Origin of the sequence: Mycobacterium sp. E2327, assembly GCF_001672675.1 — a bacterium.
Taxonomy (GTDB): Bacteria; Actinomycetota; Actinomycetes; order Mycobacteriales; family Mycobacteriaceae; genus Mycobacterium.
On record NZ_LZKE01000116.1, the window covers coordinates 47,830 to 62,768 of the forward strand.

Annotated in this window: 16 protein-coding genes and 1 pseudogene; 9 read left to right on the forward strand and 8 right to left on the reverse strand. The window is 67.1% G+C overall.

The window, feature by feature from the left end:
• Window positions 1–14: 14 nt before the first annotated feature.
• Window positions 15–859 (forward strand): annotated as a pseudogene (locus A5712_RS13370) (hypothetical protein).
• A gap of 72 nt (window positions 860–931) precedes the next feature.
• Here the strand turns inward: A5712_RS13370 and A5712_RS13375 are convergent.
• Genes A5712_RS13375 through A5712_RS13400 form a run of 6 tightly spaced genes read right to left on the reverse strand, consistent with a single transcriptional unit; the run spans window position 932 to window position 6,890 of the window.
• Window positions 932–2,101, reverse strand: a complete 1,170-nt coding sequence (locus A5712_RS13375) for a lipid-transfer protein (protein WP_068105511.1) — start codon at window positions 2,099–2,101, stop codon at window positions 932–934.
• Window positions 2,101–2,502: a MaoC family dehydratase gene (locus tag A5712_RS13380; RefSeq protein ID WP_068105513.1), complete on the reverse strand. Its 402-nt coding sequence runs from the start codon at window positions 2,500–2,502 to the stop codon at window positions 2,101–2,103. Before A5712_RS13380 ends, A5712_RS13375 begins: the two co-directional genes overlap by 1 nt.
• Window positions 2,499–3,461 (reverse strand): bifunctional MaoC family dehydratase N-terminal/OB-fold nucleic acid binding domain-containing protein, encoded by a 963-nt coding sequence (locus tag A5712_RS13385; protein ID WP_068105516.1) that lies wholly within the window; start codon window positions 3,459–3,461, stop codon window positions 2,499–2,501. The genes A5712_RS13380 and A5712_RS13385 overlap by 4 nt, the downstream gene beginning before the upstream one ends.
• Entirely contained in the window at window positions 3,458–4,621 is a 1,164-nt protein-coding gene (fadE29, locus tag A5712_RS13390; protein WP_068105519.1) for an acyl-CoA dehydrogenase FadE29, read from the reverse strand. The genes A5712_RS13385 and fadE29 overlap by 4 nt, the downstream gene beginning before the upstream one ends.
• Window positions 4,612–5,634, reverse strand: a complete 1,023-nt coding sequence (locus A5712_RS13395; protein WP_068105523.1) for an acyl-CoA dehydrogenase family protein — start codon at window positions 5,632–5,634, stop codon at window positions 4,612–4,614. Before A5712_RS13395 ends, fadE29 begins: the two co-directional genes overlap by 10 nt.
• A 2-nt stretch (window positions 5,635–5,636) precedes the next feature.
• The gene (locus tag A5712_RS13400; protein ID WP_068105526.1) at window positions 5,637–6,890 is read right to left on the reverse strand and encodes a cytochrome P450; all 1,254 of its coding nucleotides are present in this window, start codon (window positions 6,888–6,890) and stop codon (window positions 5,637–5,639) included.
• Between the two features lie 194 nt (window positions 6,891–7,084).
• Between A5712_RS13400 and A5712_RS13405 the strand changes: the two genes are divergently transcribed.
• Genes A5712_RS13405 through A5712_RS13415 form a run of 3 tightly spaced genes read left to right on the forward strand, consistent with a single transcriptional unit; the run spans window position 7,085 to window position 9,112 of the window.
• On the forward strand, window positions 7,085–8,248 hold the full coding sequence (locus tag A5712_RS13405) for a steroid 3-ketoacyl-CoA thiolase (protein ID WP_068105530.1): 1,164 nt from the start codon (window positions 7,085–7,087) through the stop codon (window positions 8,246–8,248).
• Window positions 8,248–8,622, forward strand: a complete 375-nt coding sequence (locus A5712_RS13410; protein ID WP_068105533.1) for a nuclear transport factor 2 family protein — start codon at window positions 8,248–8,250, stop codon at window positions 8,620–8,622. Before A5712_RS13405 ends, A5712_RS13410 begins: the two co-directional genes overlap by 1 nt.
• A gap of 22 nt (window positions 8,623–8,644) precedes the next feature.
• Window positions 8,645–9,112 (forward strand): nitroreductase family deazaflavin-dependent oxidoreductase, encoded by a 468-nt coding sequence (locus tag A5712_RS13415; RefSeq protein WP_068105536.1) that lies wholly within the window; start codon window positions 8,645–8,647, stop codon window positions 9,110–9,112.
• Window positions 9,113–9,173: 61 nt separating this feature from the next.
• On the opposite strand, the gene A5712_RS13420 is transcribed toward A5712_RS13415, so the two are convergent.
• Window positions 9,174–10,079, reverse strand: coding sequence for an SDR family oxidoreductase (locus tag A5712_RS13420; protein WP_068105539.1), 906 nt, complete (start codon window positions 10,077–10,079; stop codon window positions 9,174–9,176).
• A 15-nt stretch (window positions 10,080–10,094) separates the two neighbouring features.
• Window positions 10,095–10,853, reverse strand: coding sequence for an SDR family oxidoreductase (locus tag A5712_RS13425; protein ID WP_068105789.1), 759 nt, complete (start codon window positions 10,851–10,853; stop codon window positions 10,095–10,097).
• A gap of 98 nt (window positions 10,854–10,951) precedes the next feature.
• On the opposite strand from A5712_RS13425, the gene echA20 reads away from it, so the two are divergent.
• The 5 genes from echA20 to A5712_RS13450 are packed head-to-tail and all read left to right on the forward strand — an operon-like array spanning window position 10,952 to window position 14,878.
• Window positions 10,952–11,710 (forward strand): (7aS)-7a-methyl-1,5-dioxo-2,3,5,6,7,7a-hexahydro-1H-indene-carboxyl-CoA hydrolase, encoded by a 759-nt coding sequence (gene echA20 / locus A5712_RS13430; RefSeq protein ID WP_068105541.1) that lies wholly within the window; start codon window positions 10,952–10,954, stop codon window positions 11,708–11,710.
• Complete coding sequence (ipdA, locus tag A5712_RS13435; RefSeq protein WP_068105543.1) at window positions 11,707–12,591, forward strand: cholesterol ring-cleaving hydrolase subunit IpdA; 885 nt, start codon at window positions 11,707–11,709, stop codon at window positions 12,589–12,591. The genes echA20 and ipdA overlap by 4 nt, the downstream gene beginning before the upstream one ends.
• Window positions 12,588–13,328: a cholesterol ring-cleaving hydrolase subunit IpdB gene (gene ipdB, locus A5712_RS13440; protein WP_068105545.1), complete on the forward strand. Its 741-nt coding sequence runs from the start codon at window positions 12,588–12,590 to the stop codon at window positions 13,326–13,328. The genes ipdA and ipdB overlap by 4 nt, the downstream gene beginning before the upstream one ends.
• Window positions 13,328–14,413 carry a (3aS,4S,5R,7aS)-5-hydroxy-7a-methyl-1-oxo-octahydro-1H-indene-4-carboxyl-CoA dehydrogenase gene (gene ipdC / locus A5712_RS13445; RefSeq protein ID WP_068105547.1) on the forward strand — a complete coding sequence of 362 codons (1,086 nt, stop codon included), beginning with the start codon at window positions 13,328–13,330 and terminating at the stop codon, window positions 14,411–14,413. The genes ipdB and ipdC overlap by 1 nt, the downstream gene beginning before the upstream one ends.
• Window positions 14,414–14,455: 42 nt before the next feature.
• Window positions 14,456–14,878 carry a nitroreductase gene (locus tag A5712_RS13450; RefSeq protein ID WP_082973424.1) on the forward strand — a complete coding sequence of 141 codons (423 nt, stop codon included), beginning with the start codon at window positions 14,456–14,458 and terminating at the stop codon, window positions 14,876–14,878.
• Window positions 14,879–14,939: the final 61 nt, after the last annotated feature.

Genomic DNA, 14,939 nt, shown 5'->3' on the forward strand with positions numbered 1-14,939 from the left:
GGAACGCTGCCGTCATGGCGGAGCCGTTTATCGGCAGCGAGGCAGTCGCGCACGGAAATGTCGCGAAAAGCGCGCTGCGGACGCGCTATACGAAGTTGTTCCGCGACGTGTATGTCACTCCCGGTACCGAGCTGACTCCACTGGTTCGCGCCCGCGCGGGATGGCTCTGGTCGCGACGCCGCGGCATCGTTGCCGGACTCTCGGCATCCGCGCTCCACGGCGCCGAATGGGTGGACGTCAACGCACCACTTGAGATTCTCCACGGCAACAGGAGTCCGATGCCAAACCTGATTGTCCGAGGTGACCGCATCGATGACGACGAGGTCGCGCTCATTGACGGCATCCCGGTGACAACGCCGGCCCGGACGGCACTTGATTTGGGCTGTTGGTACTCGGTCACCGAGTCGGTCGCGGCGATCGACGACCTCCTCAGGGCCACCGACCTGAAGACGGCCGAGGTCGAGATGTTGATGGACCGCTACCATGGCCGGCGAGGGGTCCATATGGCAAGGACCGCGATCGGTCTTGCAGATCCCGGAGCCCAGTCGCCCAAGGAAACGTGGCTTCGTCTGGTCTTAATACGGGCCGGCCTGCCCAGGCCGCGAACCCAGATCGCAGTCCGAGATGACTTTGGCAACGTCCTCGCCTACCTCGACATGGGTTGGGAGGACATCAAAGTCGCGGTTGAGTACGACGGCGAGCAACATCGCAATGATCGGCGGCGTACACCTGGGATATCCGGCGGCTAGAAATGCTCGAACGACGCGGGTGGATTGTTGTGCGGGTTGTCGCGGGCGACCGACCTCCAGACGTCGTACGCAGGGTTCGAGCCGCATTGGCCCGCCGAGCGTCACGCTAGCGTGGCCCTCGACGCCGACAGCCGCGGTAGCGCGACGCTCGGCGGCGGCTGGCCGCACACTCGGCGGAAAAGCTAGCCCAGGATCAGGCCCGACGTCGGTACGCCCGTACCCGCCGTGACGAGGACGTGCTCGACGTCGGGTACCGGGTTGACCGATGTCCCACGCAATTGCCGCACACCCTCCGCGATGCCGTTCATGCCGTGGATGTAGGCCTCGCCGAGTTGACCGCCGTGGGTGTTGATCGGCAGCCGGCCGCCCAACTCGATGGCGCCGTCGGCGATGAAGTCCTTCGCCTCGCCGCGACCGCAGAATCCCAACTCCTCCAACTGAATCAGCGTGAACGGAGTGAAGTGGTCGTACAGGATGGCGGTCTGGATGTCGGTCGGCTTGAGACCGGATTGCTGCCAGAGCTGCCGGCCCACCACGCCCATCTCGGGCAGACCGAGTTCGGAGCGGTAGTAGCTGACCATCGTGTACTGGTCGGGACTGGCTCCCTGGGCCGCCGCCTCGATGACGGCCGGCCGCTGCTTGAGGTCACGCGCGCGCTCCACCGACGTAACGACCAGGGCAACCGCACCGTCGGTTTCCTGGCAGCAGTCCAGCAGCCGCAGCGGCTCGGCGATCCACCGCGAATTCTGGTGGTCCTCAATGGTTATCGGCTTCTCGTAGAAGTATGCCTTGGGGTTCTTGGCGGCGTGCTTGCGGTCCGCCACCGACACCGCACCGAAGTCGCGGCTCGTCGCGCCCGACCAGTGCATGTATCGCTGCGCAATCATCGCGACCTGCGCGGCCGGCGTCGACAGCCCATGTGGGTAAGAGAACGAATTGTCCGCCGCGGTCGAATCGGCCTGTACGCCGGCATTTCCCACCAGCCGGGTCTGCACCTGCCCGAAGCGCTGGCCGGAACGTTCGTTGAACGCCCGGTAGGCCACCACGACGTCCGCCAGTCCGGTCGCGACGGCCGCCGCGGCATGCGCGACGGTCCCGCACGCGGCACCCCCGCCGTAGCCCGTCTGGGCGAAGAACCTCAGGTCACCGATGCCGGTCGCCCGCGCTACGGCGGTCTCGTTGTTGCTGTCCATCGTGAACGTCGTGAGCCCGTCGACGTCGGACGGGCTCAAACCGGCGTCGTCCAGCGCATCCAGGACCGCCTCGGCCGCAAGCCGCAACTCGCTTCGGCCGGAATTCTTCGAGAAGTCGGTAGCGCCAATGCCGACGATGGCGGCCTTACCCGACAGCATTAGGCGTCCCCAATCGTGAGCGTCGCGGTAGCGATGACATGGTCGCCAAGGCTGTTGCGGCCCACCACTTTCACCGTGATCAGGCCGTCCTCCACCGCCGTCACCTCACCGGAGAAGGTGATCGTGTCATAGGCGTACCACGGCACGCCCAGCCGCAGCCCGATCGATTTGATCAACGCCGTCGGGCCCGCCCAGTCGGTCAGGAAGCGCTGCACTAGCCCGGTGTCGGTGAGGATGTTGACGAAGATGTCCTTGGATCCCTTGGCCTGCGCCAGATCCCGGTCGTGGTGCACGTCCTGGAAGTCGCGGGTGGCGATGGCCGTCGAGATGATGAACGTGGGGGTGCCTTCGATCTTGAGCTCGGGCAGCTTCGTACCCACTTCGATGGCGGGTGCGCTCATGCTTGGGGCTCCCATGCGTACAGGGTCCACTCGGGGCCGGACTCGCCGGCGGGAAAGTCGATATAGGTTGCCCGGACGGGCATTCCGATCTTCACCGCGGCGGCATCCACCCCCCGCAGCTCGCCGAGCATGCGGACACCCTCTTCGAGTTCCACCAGCGCGATGACGAACGGCAGCGTGCGCCCGGGCACCTTCGGCGCGTGGTGCACCACGAAGCTGTACACCGTGCCCGTACCACCGGCCACCACGTAGTCGATCGGCTGATCTTTGTCCTGCCATACCGCCGGCACCGGCGGGTGCTGCAGGCTTCCGTCGGGACGCCGCTGAATCCGCAACTCGTGAGCCGCCACGCCTTCCCAGAAGAACGCGGTGTCGCGCGACACCGCGGGGCGCATCATGGCGTCGGCGTCCAGATCCTCCGGCACCGAAGACGGGGTCGCGGCAGCCTCGCGAGGCTTGAATTTGAGTATCCGCCAGGCCATCTCGGCGACGTCCTCGTCGCCGACGCGCCAGGTGATGTGCTGGTTGATGAACCAGCCCTCGCCGAGCGCCGTCTGCTTGGGGCCGACCACGTCGCGCATTTCGGAGTGGACGGTCACGTGCTCGCCCGGCCGCAGATACCGATGGTAGGTCTGCTCGCAGTTGGTGGCGACGACACCGACATAGCCTGCGTCGTCGAACAATTCCATGATGGGGCCCATGGGATCGTCGGCCGGACGTTCACCGCCCAGGCCGAACATCGTCCACACCTGGATCATCGCCGGCGGCGCCACTAGTCCGGGATGGCCGGCGGCGCGCGCCGCGGCCTCGTCGGTGTAGATCGGGTTGCGGTCGCCGATGGCCTCGACCCAGTTGTTGATGATGGGTTGGTTCACCGGATCCCGGCCCGTGCGGGGCGCGGCTACGACGGTGGACGTGATTTCGGCGACGGCCTTCTTGATGGTGTCCGCGTCCGTCATCTGGGCACCCGCGGCACCTTGAGGCCGGCGGCCGCGATCATTTCACGCATCACTTCGTTAACGCCTCCACCGAAGGTGATTACCAGGTTGCGCTTGGTTTGCGAGTCCAGCCAACGCAGCAGCTCGGCCGTGTCCGGTTCCGCCGGGTTCCCGTACTTGCCGACGACCTCCTCGGCGAGCCGGCCGATGTACTGGATGCGCTCGGTGCCAAAGACTTTCGTCGACGCGGCGTCGGCCACGTTGATGTCCTCGCCCGCGGCGGCGACCTGCCAGTTCAGCAGCTCGTTGATCCGCCACATCGCGTAGATCTCCCCGAGCGCCCGCTTGACGTCCTCGTGGTCGATCGGCGTGACACCGTTACCGCCCGGCTTGGACGCCCAGGCGTGCAGCCGATCGTAGATGCCGGCGGTGCGGCCCGCGGGGCCCAGCATCACCCGCTCGTTGTTGAGCTGCGTGGTGATCAGCCGCCATCCGCCGTTCTCCTCGCCGACCAGCATGTCGGCCGGCACCCGGACGTCGTTGTAATACGTCGCGTTGGTGTGGTGGGCGCCGTCGGACAGGATGATCGGCGTCCAGGAGTATCCGGGATCCTTCGTGTCGACGATCAGGATCGAGATGCCCTTGTGCTTCACGGCTTCCGGGTCGGTGCGGCAGGCCAGCCAGATGTAGTCGGCGTCGTGGGCTCCGGTGGTGAAGATCTTCTGGCCGTTGACGATGTACTCGTCGCCCTGGCGCACCGCGGTGGTCCGCAGGGACGCCAGGTCGGTGCCGGCCTCGGGCTCGGTGTAGCCGATCGCGAAATGGACCTCACCGGCCAGGATCGCCGGCAGGAACTTCTTCTTCTGCGCCTCGCTGCCGAACTGCTGCAGAACCGGACCCACGGTCTGCAACGTCACCGCCGGCAACGGCACGTCGGCCCGGTGCGCCTCGTTGACGAAGATCGACTGCTCGATCGGACCGAAGCCCAAGCCGCCGAACTCCTTTGGCCACCCCACCCCCAGCTTTCGGTCCTTGCCCATTCGCCGGATCACCGCGCGATAGGCCTCGTTGTGCCGGTCCTGCTCCATCGCCTTCATCTCGTCGGACGAGATCAGGTTTGAAAAGTATTCCCGCAGTTCGGCTTGCAGCTGTCGCTGCTCGGGGGTCAGGTCTATGAACATTGCGCTCCCACCAGGTCAAGGCGAAGAGACGGCCCGCCCAGCAGGCGGGTCAGGTCTTTGATCGTGGAGTAGTACCGGTGCATGGGATACGTGATGTCCATGCCCATGCCGCCGTGCAAGTGATGGCAGATCTGCATCACCGGCGGCGCCTGCGACGTTATCCAGTAACCCAGGACGTCCAGGTCGCTATCGGAGTCACGCCCTTCGGACAGCCGCCACACCACCGACTTCGACGCCAAATCGATTGTGCGCGAGGCGATGTAGACCTCCGCGAGCTGCGCCGCCACGGTCTGGAACGTCGACAGCGGCTTGCCGAACTGCTTGCGGTTGGCGACGTAGTCGGCGGTCAGGCGCAGTGCCCCTGCCACCAACCCGTCGGCGAACGCGCCCACCGCGGCCAGCACCAGCTGGTTGACCCGGCGCGGCCCGTTACTATCGGCACCGGCCAACACGTCCGAATCGCCAACCGCCACACCGTCAAACGTGACCGTGTACTCGTCCGAACCGTTCGACGTCGGCGTGCCCACCAGCCGCACGCCCTCCGCCTTGGGCGACACGACCACCACCGCGCTGTCGGTGGTCACGATCATCCAATCCGCTTGCTCAGCATAGGCCACGCCGATCTTGGTGCCGGACAACCGCCCGTCCGCGAACGTGACGCCGGGCCGGTCGGGCAGCGCCGCGCCGGGCTCGTTGAGCGCCGCGGTCAGCACCGAACCCTTTGCGACCCCGGCCAGGTAGCGGTCCTGCTGCTCGTCGGATGCCAGCTCGAGCAGCGGCAGCACGCCGAAGCCCAGCGTGGCCAGCGCCGGCGTGATGGCGCCGTGGCGGCCCACTTCGGTCAGCACCGTGGCGACCTCGGGCAGACCCACGCCGTCGCCCCCGAGGCGTTCGGGCACCGGGAGCGCCGTCACGCCCCCGCTGACCAGCGCCTCCCACGAAAGATCCCGTTCCAGCACCGACGTCGCGACGTCGGCGACGGCCTGCTGCTCGGCGGTGAGATCGAAGTCCATTGTCAGTGCGCCACCGGGCATTTACCGGTGTAGTCCACCTGCCAGCGCTTGATGCCGTTGAGCCAGCCCGAGCGCAGCCGCTCCGGCTCGGAGATCGGCTTCAAGTCGGGCATGTGATCGGCCACGGCGTTGAAGATCAGGTTGATCGTCAGCTTGGCCAGGTTCGCGCCGATGCAGTAGTGCGCACCGGTGCCGCCGAAACCGACGTGCGGGTTGGGATCCCGCAGGATGTTGAAGGTGTAGGGGTCGTCGAAGATCTCTTCGTCGAAGTTGGCCGACCGGTAGAACAGCACCACCCGTTGGCCCTTCTTGATCTGCACGCCGGAGAGTTCGTAGTCCTCCAATGCGGTCCGCTGGAAACAGGTGACCGGGGTGGCCCACCGCACGATCTCGTCGGCGGCGGTCTGCGGGCGCTCCTTCTTGAACAGCTCCCACTGGTCGGGGAAGTCGGCGAACGCCATCATCCCCTGCGTGATCGAGTTCCGCGTGGTCTCGTTGCCGGCCACCGCGAGCATCATCACGAAGAAGCCGAACTCGTCGTCGGAAAGCTTTTCCCCGTCGATGTCGGCGTTGATCAGCGTGGTGACGATGTCGTCGCCGGGCTTCTCCGCCTTGAGGGCGGCCATCTGCATCGCGTAGTTGAGCACCTCGAACGACGACGTCTTGGGGTCGATGTCGGCATACTCGGGATCGTCATTTCCGGTCATCTCGTTGGACCAGCGGAACAGCTTTTCGCGGTCCTCCTGCGGCACCCCGAGCAGGCCGGCGATCGCCTGCAGCGGGAGCTCGCAGGACACCTGCTCGACGAAGTCCCCGGAACCGGCGGCCGCCGCGTCCCGGGCGATCTTCTGGGCGCGCTCCCGGAGCTCGTCCTCCAGCCGCCCGACCGCCCGCGGGGTGAAGCCGCGCGAGATGATCTTGCGCAGCCGGGTGTGGTGCGGCGCGTCCATGTTGAGCATGACGAACCGCTGCAGCTCGATGTCCTCGCGCGCGATGTCGTCGTTGAACCGCGGGATGACGCAGTTCTCGTAGCTGGAGAAGACGTCGCTGCGCCGCGAGATTTCCTTGACGTCGTTGAGCTTGGTGATCGCCCAAAAACCGCCGTCGTTGAACCCGCCGCCGTGGCCCGGGGCCTGCTCGTTCCACCAGATCGGTGCGGTCGAGCGCACCTCCGCAAACTCTTCGACGGGAATCCGCTCCGCGTAGATGTCCGGGTCGGTGAAATCGAACCCGGGCGGAAGGTTGGGGCTGGGCACGCTACTTCTCCTTACTGCTGGTCCCTATGCTGGTCCTGCGACTGGCTCTGCGACTTCCCCAGTGACTGGCGGTCCCAGGACACTAGCTCTCCTAGTGGAGCTCTGTTGCCAGTAAAACATGCCTCCACCGTAGAAAAAAGGCGCCGACGCATCGTCGCTTGTCATAGTAATGAAACGTGTTCTAGCCTGACGGCATGGGTAACCCGGTAATTGTCGAAGCCACCCGCAGCCCGATCGGCAAGCGCAACGGCTGGCTCTCAGGTCTGCACGCCACCGAGCTGCTGGGCGCGGTGCAAAAGGCACTGGTCGAAAAGGCCGGTATCGACGCCGGCGACGTGGAACAGGTCGTCGGCGGCTGCGTCACCCAATACGGCGAGCAGTCCAACAACATCACCCGCGTGAGCTGGCTGGTCGCCGGACTGCCGGAGCACGTCGGCGCCACCACCGTGGACTGCCAGTGCGGCAGCAGCCAGCAGGCCAACGGCCTGGTCGCGGGTCTGATCGCGGCGGGTGCCATCGACGTCGGCATCGCGTGCGGGATCGAGGCCATGAGCCGCGTCGGACTCGGCGCCAATGCCGGCCCCGACCGCAGCATCCTGCGGCCCGCGTCGTGGGACATCGACCTGCCAGACCAGTTCACCGCCGCCGAGCGAATCGCCAAGCGCCGCGGCATAACCCGCGACGACATCGACGCCTGGGGATTCCAGTCGCAGCTGCGTGCCAAGCGGGCGTGGGACGAGGGCCGTTTCGACCGGGAGATCTCGCCGATCGAGGCGCCGGTGCTCGACGAGCAGAAGCAGCCCACCAGCGAGCGCCACATGGTCTCTCGCGACCAGGGCCTGCGTGAGACGACGATCGAGGGCCTGGGCCAACTCAAGCCAGTCCTTGAGGGCGGAATCCACACGGCGGGGACGTCGTCGCAGATTTCCGACGGCGCCGCCGCGGTGTTGTGGATGGACGAGGACAAGGCCAAGGCGCTCGGGCTGCGGCCCCGGGCCCGGATCGTCAGCCAGGCGCTCGTCGGCGCCGAGCCCTACTACCACCTGGACGGCCCGGTGCAGTCGACGGCGAAGGTGCTGGAGAAGGCCGGCATGAAGATCGGCGACATCGACCTGACCGAGATCAACGAGGCCTTCGCCTCGGTGGTGCTGTCCTGGGCGCGAGTCCACGAGCCCGACATGGACCGGGTGAACGTGAACGGCGGCGCCATCGCACTCGGGCACCCGGTGGGCAGCACCGGCAGCCGGCTGATCACCACCGCGCTGCACGAGCTCGAGCGCACCGACCAGACGACCGCGCTGATCACCATGTGTGCGGGCGGCGCCCTTTCCACCGGCACCATCATCGAACGCATCTAGTGGGCGTCTCCGAGGCCGACCGCATCGCGGCGGCCCAGGCATACATCGACGCGCTGGTCACCCACGACGCCGACGCCGTCCCGTTCGCGCCGGACTGCGTCCGGATCGAGGTGGGCCTCAAATCCGGGTTCTCCGGAAATCACTTGCGGCGCAGCCTGAATCGCGGACCGCAATACCGCATCATCTCGGCCACGACGCGGCCGCAGTACACCGTATCCGGCGACGAGGTGCGAGCGGTGTACGACGTGCTGACCAAGGTCGCATTCGGCGGCCGTCGAGTAGCGTCGCGGGTCGACGAGACCTTCGTGATACCGGAAGAGGACGGACTGATCCATCACATCAAGGCCAGTCTGCGTCCATTCATTCAGCGCTAGCCCGCCCGTAGGATCTACAGTCATGCCGAAATCACCCCCGCGGTTTCACGACTCGCCATATGCCGACTTCATCATCAAGTGGATGTCGCGCCTCAACACGTTCATGTACCGCCGCAACGGCGGCGAGGGCCTCGGCGGCACCTTCCAGAAGATCCCCGTCGCCCTGCTGACCACCACCGGCCGCAAGACCGGCGAGCCCCGGGTCAGCCCGCTGTACTTCCTGCGCGACGGCGACCGGGTGATCGTCGCGGCGTCCAAGGGTGGCGCCGCCAAGAACCCGATGTGGTACCTGAACCTCAAGGCCAACCCCAAGGTGCAGGTGCAAATCAAAAAAGAGGTGCTCGACCTCACCGCGCGCGACGCCACCGACGAGGAACGCGCCCACTACTGGCCGCAATTGGTGGACATGTACCCGTCCTACGACGACTACCAGTCCTGGACCGACCGGACCATCCCGATCGTCATCTGCGAGCCGTCGCCGAGCGTGTAACCACTGCGAAGATCTGCCGAGAATGTCGCGCTGAGTGCACGTTCGGCGCGGGCGAGCCGCGCTACGCCCCGTAGACCGGGACCGGCGGACGAGCCTTGGCGAGCAGGTCGGCGACGACGGGTCCGAGCTCGGCCGGATCCCACCGGGCGCCCTTGTCGATCTGCGGGCCGTGCGCCCAGCCCTCGGCGACCCGGATCTTGCCTCCCTCGACCTCGAACACCTTGCCGGTGACGTCGCGGGATTCGGCGCTGCCCAGCCAGACGACCAACGGGGAGATGTTCTCCGGCGCCATCGCGTCGAAATCCTGGTCCTGCGTGGCCATCATCTCGGCGAAGACGGTCTCGGTCATGCGGGTGCGGGCCGACGGCGCAATGGCGTTGACCGTCACGCCGTACCGGCCCATCTCGGCGGCGCCGACGAGCGTCATCGCCGCGATGCCCGCCTTGGCGGCGCTGTAGTTACCCTGCCCGACGCTGCCCTGCAGGCCCGCACCGGAGCTGGTGTTGATGATGCGTGCGTCGACGGTTTTGCCCTCTTTGGAGAGCCCGCGCCAATACGAGGCCGCATGCCGCATGGTGGCGAAGTGCCCCTTCAGGTGCACGGCGATGACGGCGTCGAACTCCTCCTCGCTGGTGTTGGCCATCATCCGGTCGCGGACGATGCCGGCGTTGTTCACCAAAACGTCTAGGCCACCGAAGGTTTCGACGGCTCTTTGAATGAGCCCGGCGGCTTGGTTCCAGTCGGCGATGTTGGATCCGTCAGCGACGGCCTCGCCGCCGGCCGCGGTGATCTCGTCCACCACGCCCTGGGCGGCGCTGCCGCCGCCCGCGGGCGAGCCGTCCAGGCCCACGCCGATGTCGTTGACCACCACGCGTGCGCCTTCGGCCGCAAAGGCGAGCGCATGCGCGCGACCGATACCGCCGCCCGCTCCTGTGACGATGACGACCCGGCCGTCAACTAGCCCCATATCCGTTCTTCTCCTCTACTTGATCGCGTTCGCGTTCGTGGTGGCCAGGTAGTGCGGCGGCTCCCCGCCGCCGTGCACCTCCAGCGAGGCGCCGCTGATATAGCACGCCGCGTCCGAGGCCAAAAACGCTGCGGCCCAACCGACATCCTCCGGCTTGGCCAGCCGGCCCAGTGGCACGTTCTTCGAGATCGCGGCGATCGACTCGGCGTCGCCGTAGAACAGGTCGGCCTGTTCGGTCTCGACCATCCCGACCACGCAGGCGTTCACCCGCACCCTGGGGCCCCATTCCACCGCCAGCGTCTGCGTAAGGCTTTCCAGGCCGGCCTTGGCCGCGCCGTACGCGCCGGTGCCCGGTGACGGCCGCCGGCCCGACAGGCTGCAGATGTTGACGATCGACCCGCCCCCCGGCTGGTCCTGCATCTTGTCGTTCGCGCACTGCGAAACCAGCAGCGCACCAATGAGGTTGAGCTCGATGATCTTCCGGTTGAACTTCGCGCTGGATTCCGCGGTCAGCACGTAGGGCGATCCACCGGCGTTGTTGACGACGACGTCCAACCGGCCGTGCTGGTCGACGATCGAGTCGATCAACGCCTTGACGGCCTCCTCGTCGCGCACATCGCACGGGTGAAACTCGTACGGCGAGCCCTCGACGGGCCGGCGCGCACAGGTGATCACGGTGGCGCCCTGCTTGGCGAAAACCGAGCTGATGCCCGCTCCGACGCCGCGCACGCCGCCCGTAACCAGCACCACCCGCCCGGCCAGCCCCAGGTTGATGCCTTCCGAAAGGGGCGAGCCTGCTTCGGCGGGAGTCACTGTGCTAGCGTACCAAGCAAGTGCTTGCTTAGGTAGTTACCCCACGAGGAAGTGGCACCTTGCCCATCACAACCACCACCACCGAACCGGGCATCGTCGCGGTCACCGTCGACTACCCGCCCGTCAACGCCATCCCGTCGCGCGGCTGGTTCGAACTGGCCGACGCGGTCACGGCCGCCGGCGCCAATCCCCAGACCCACGCGGTGATCCTTCGGGCCGAAGGCCGGGGCTTCAACGCGGGTGTGGACATCAAGGAGATGCAGCGCACCGAGGGATTCACCGCGCTGATCGACGCCAACCGCGGCTGCTTCGCCGCCTTCCGTGCGGTCTACGAATGCGCCGTGCCGGTGATCGCGGCCGTGAACGGATTCTGCGTCGGCGGCGGCATCGGCCTGGTGGGCAACTCCGACGTCATCGTGGCCTCCGACGACGCCACGTTCGGGCTGCCGGAGGTCGAACGCGGCGCGCTCGGTGCGGCGACGCACCTGTCGCGGCTGGTGCCGCAGCACCTGATGCGGCGGCTGTTCTTCACCGCCGCCACCGTCGACGCCGCCACCCTGCATCACTTCGGTTCGGTGCATGAGGTGGTGCCCCGGGATCAGTTGGACGAGGCCGCTTTACGGGTCGCCCGCGACATCGCCGCCAAGGACACCCGCGTCATCCGCGCGGCCAAGGAGGCGCTCAACCTCATCGACGTGCAGCGAGTCAACTCGAGTTATCGCATGGAACAAGGGTTTACGTTCGAGCTCAACCTCGCCGGGGTGGCCGACGAGCACCGCGACGCGTTCGCCGGCACGACGAAGGGTGAAAAGTCGTGAGCGACAAGCGGACCACCCTCGACGACGCCGTTGCACAACTGCGCAGCGGCATGACGATCGGCATCGGCGGCTGGGGCTCCCGGCGCAAGCCCATGGCCTTCGTGCGGGCGATGCTGCGCACCGACGTCACGGACCTGACGATAGTCACCTACGGCGGACCCGACCTCGGGCTGCTGTGCTCGGCGGGCAAGGTCAAGCGCGTCTACTACGGCTTCGTGTCGCTGGACTCCGCGCCGTTTTACGACCCGTGGTTCGCCAAGGCCCGCACCAGCGGCGCCATCGAAGCGCGCGAGATGGACGAGGGCATGCTGCGCTGCGGGTTGCAGGCGGCGGCGCAGCGCCTGCCGTTCCTGCCGATTCGCGCGGGGCTGGGCAGTTCGGTTCCCGACTTCTGGGAGGGCGAGCTGCGGACGGTCACCAGCCCCTACCCGGCGCCCGGCGGCGGGCACGAGACGCTGCTCGCGATGCCCGCCCTGCGCCTGGACGCCGCCTTCGTGCACCTCAATCTCGGTGACAGCCAAGGCAATGCGGCCTACAGCGGCATCGACCCCTACTTTGACGACCTCTTCCTGATGGCGGCCGACAAGCGCTACCTGTCGGTGGAGCGCGTCGTGTCGACCGAGGAACTGGTCAAGGCGGTCCCGCCCCAGGCGCTGCTGGTGAACCGCATGATGGTCGACGCGGTCGTGGAGGCGCCCGGCGGGGCCCACTTCACCACCGCAGCACCGGATTACGGCCGCGACGAGAAGTTTCAGCGCCACTACGCCGAGGCGGCCTCCACCGACGAGGGCTGGCAGGCTTTCGTCCAGACCTACCTCTCGGGCGGCGAGGACGACTACCAGGCGGCGGTTCGCGCATTTGCAGAGGAGGCCGCGAAGTGAGCACCCGAGCGGAGGTCTGCGCGGTCGCCTGCGCCGAGTTGTTCAGGGACGCGGGCGAAATCATGATCAGCCCGATGACGAACATGGCGTCCGTCGGTGCACGGCTGGCCCGGCTGACGTTCTCGCCGGACATCCTGCTGACCGACGGCGAGGCGCAGCTGCTGGCGGACACCCCGGCGCTGGGCAAGACCGGCGCGATCGAAGGCTGGATGCCGTTCGGCCGCGTGTTCGAGACGCTGGCCTGGGGGCGCCGGCACGTGGTGATGGGCGCCAATCAGGTGGATCGCTTTGGCAACCAGAACATCTCGGCGTTCGGCCCGCTGCAGCACCCCACCCGGCAGATGTTCGGCCTGCGCGGCGCGCCCGGCAATGCGATCAACCACTCGACCAGCTACTGGGTGGGCAACCATTCCAAGCGGGTGTTCTGCGAGGCGGTCGACGTGGTGTGCGGCATCGGCTGGGACAAGATCGATCCGGACAACCCGGCGTTCCGATTCGCCAACCCGTACCGCGTGGTTTCCAACCTCGGGGTGTTCGACTTCAACGGGCCCGGCAGGACGATGCGGGCGGTGTCCCTGCACCCCGGTGTGTCGCCCGACGAGGTCCGGGAGAACACGTCGTTCGAGGTAGACGGTCTCGACGAGGCGGAGGAGACCCGACTTCCGACCGACGACGAGCTGCGCCTGATCCGTGACGTCATCGATCCGAAAGCGCTGCGCGACAGAGAGATCCGCTGATGAGGCTGCGCACGCCGCTCACCGAGCTGGTCGGGGTCGAGCATCCGGTGGTGCAAACGGGCATGGGCTGGGTGGCCGGTGCGCGGCTGGTTTCCGCCACGGCCAACGCGGGCGGGCTGGGCATCCTCGCCTCGGCGACCATGACCCTGGACGAGTTGGCGACCGCCATCGCCAAGGTCAAGGCGGCGACCGACAAGCCGTTCGGCGTAAACATCCGCGCCGACGCCGCCGACGCGGGTGACCGCGTCGAGTTGATGATCCGCGAGGGCGTCAAGGTGGCGTCGTTCGCATTGGCGCCCAAGCAGGAGCTGATCGCCCGGCTCAAAGACGCTGGGGCGGTGGTCATTCCGTCGATCGGTGCGGCCAAACACGCGCGCAAGGTCGCGGGGTGGGGCGCCGACGCGATGATCGTGCAGGGCGGCGAGGGCGGCGGGCACACCGGGCCCGTCGCGACGACGCTGCTGTTGCCGTCGGTATTGGACGCCGTGCAGGGCAGCGGGATCCCAGTGATCGCGGCGGGCGGATTCTTCGACGGGCGCGGCCTCGCGGCGGCGTTGTCCTACGGCGCCGCCGGTGTGGCGATGGGCACCAGGTTCCTGCTCACCTCGGATTCCACGGTGCCCGATGCGGTCAAACGGCGTTACCTCGAGGCCGCGCTGGACGGCACGGTCGTCACCACGCGAGTCGACGGCATGCCGCACCGGGTGCTGCGGACCGGGCTGGTCGAGAAGCTGGAAAGCGGCTCGCCGGTAAGGGGTTTGGCGGCCGCGGTGCGCAACGCGGCGAAGTTCAAGAACATGTCGCAGATGACGTGGGCCTCGCTGATCCGCGACGGCCTGGCGATGCGTCACGGCAAGGAGCTGACCTGGTCGCAGGTGGTGATGGCGGCGAACACCCCGATGCTGCTCAAGGCGGGGCTGGTCGAGGGCAACACCGACGCCGGCGTGCTGGCGTCCGGTCAGGTGGCCGGCATCCTGGACGACCTGCCGTCGTGCGCCGAGCTGATCGAATCGATCGTCCGCGACGCGATCGCCCACTTGAAGGCCGCGACGGCGTTGGTCGAAGAACCGTCAGCGGTGGACTAAGGACCCTGGCCGCGACGCGGGGCGCGGCGTCATCCTGGATGCATGATGACGCTGGCACCGGGATCCTGGCCCACTCCGCTCTTGAACGCCGTTCGCGCCTCGAACAAATACCTGCTCAACCCGCTGATGGTGCAACTGGCCGGCCACAAGCACTGGTACGCGGCCGCGATCAAACACACCGGGCGGCGCTCCGGCAAGCAGTACACCACGCCGGTCGTGGCCGAGCGCATCGCCGACGGCTTCGTCATACCGCTGCCCTACGGCACCGACGTGGATTGGTTGCAGAACGTCCGTGCGGCGGGGCGGGCGACGATCGCGTCCCAAGGCCACGACTATGAAGTGGGGCAGCCCGAGATCATCGACGCGGCGACGGCGCTGCCCATGCTGTCGGCCTCGCGTCGGCGCACTTTCGAGCGGGTCGGCATCGACGGATACCTCAAGCTCACGGACCAAGCAACGAACTGAAGCCCCGGGGCTTGATTAAGTCATCTTCTAAATTCGGCACAGATGAAGCTATAATCTTCAT

Coding starts and splice junctions, on each gene's coding strand:
- A5712_RS13375 (WP_068105511.1), bottom strand. CDS start 2,101: ATGCTGTCGGGTAAGGCCGCCATCGTCGGCATTGGCGCTACCGACTTC.
- ipdC (WP_068105547.1), top strand. CDS start 13,328: ATGAGGCTGCGCACGCCGCTCACCGAGCTGGTCGGGGTCGAGCATCCG.
- A5712_RS13395 (WP_068105523.1), bottom strand. CDS start 5,634: ATGGACTTCGATCTCACCGCCGAGCAGCAGGCCGTCGCCGACGTCGCG.
- A5712_RS13420 (WP_068105539.1), bottom strand. CDS start 10,079: ATGGGGCTAGTTGACGGCCGGGTCGTCATCGTCACAGGAGCGGGCGGC.
- A5712_RS13380 (WP_068105513.1), bottom strand. CDS start 2,502: ATGAGCGCACCCGCCATCGAAGTGGGTACGAAGCTGCCCGAGCTCAAG.
- A5712_RS13450 (WP_082973424.1), top strand. CDS start 14,456: ATGATGACGCTGGCACCGGGATCCTGGCCCACTCCGCTCTTGAACGCC.
- fadE29 (WP_068105519.1), bottom strand. CDS start 4,621: ATGTTCATAGACCTGACCCCCGAGCAGCGACAGCTGCAAGCCGAACTG.
- A5712_RS13385 (WP_068105516.1), bottom strand. CDS start 3,461: ATGACGGACGCGGACACCATCAAGAAGGCCGTCGCCGAAATCACGTCC.
- A5712_RS13415 (WP_068105536.1), top strand. CDS start 8,645: ATGCCGAAATCACCCCCGCGGTTTCACGACTCGCCATATGCCGACTTC.
- A5712_RS13405 (WP_068105530.1), top strand. CDS start 7,085: ATGGGTAACCCGGTAATTGTCGAAGCCACCCGCAGCCCGATCGGCAAG.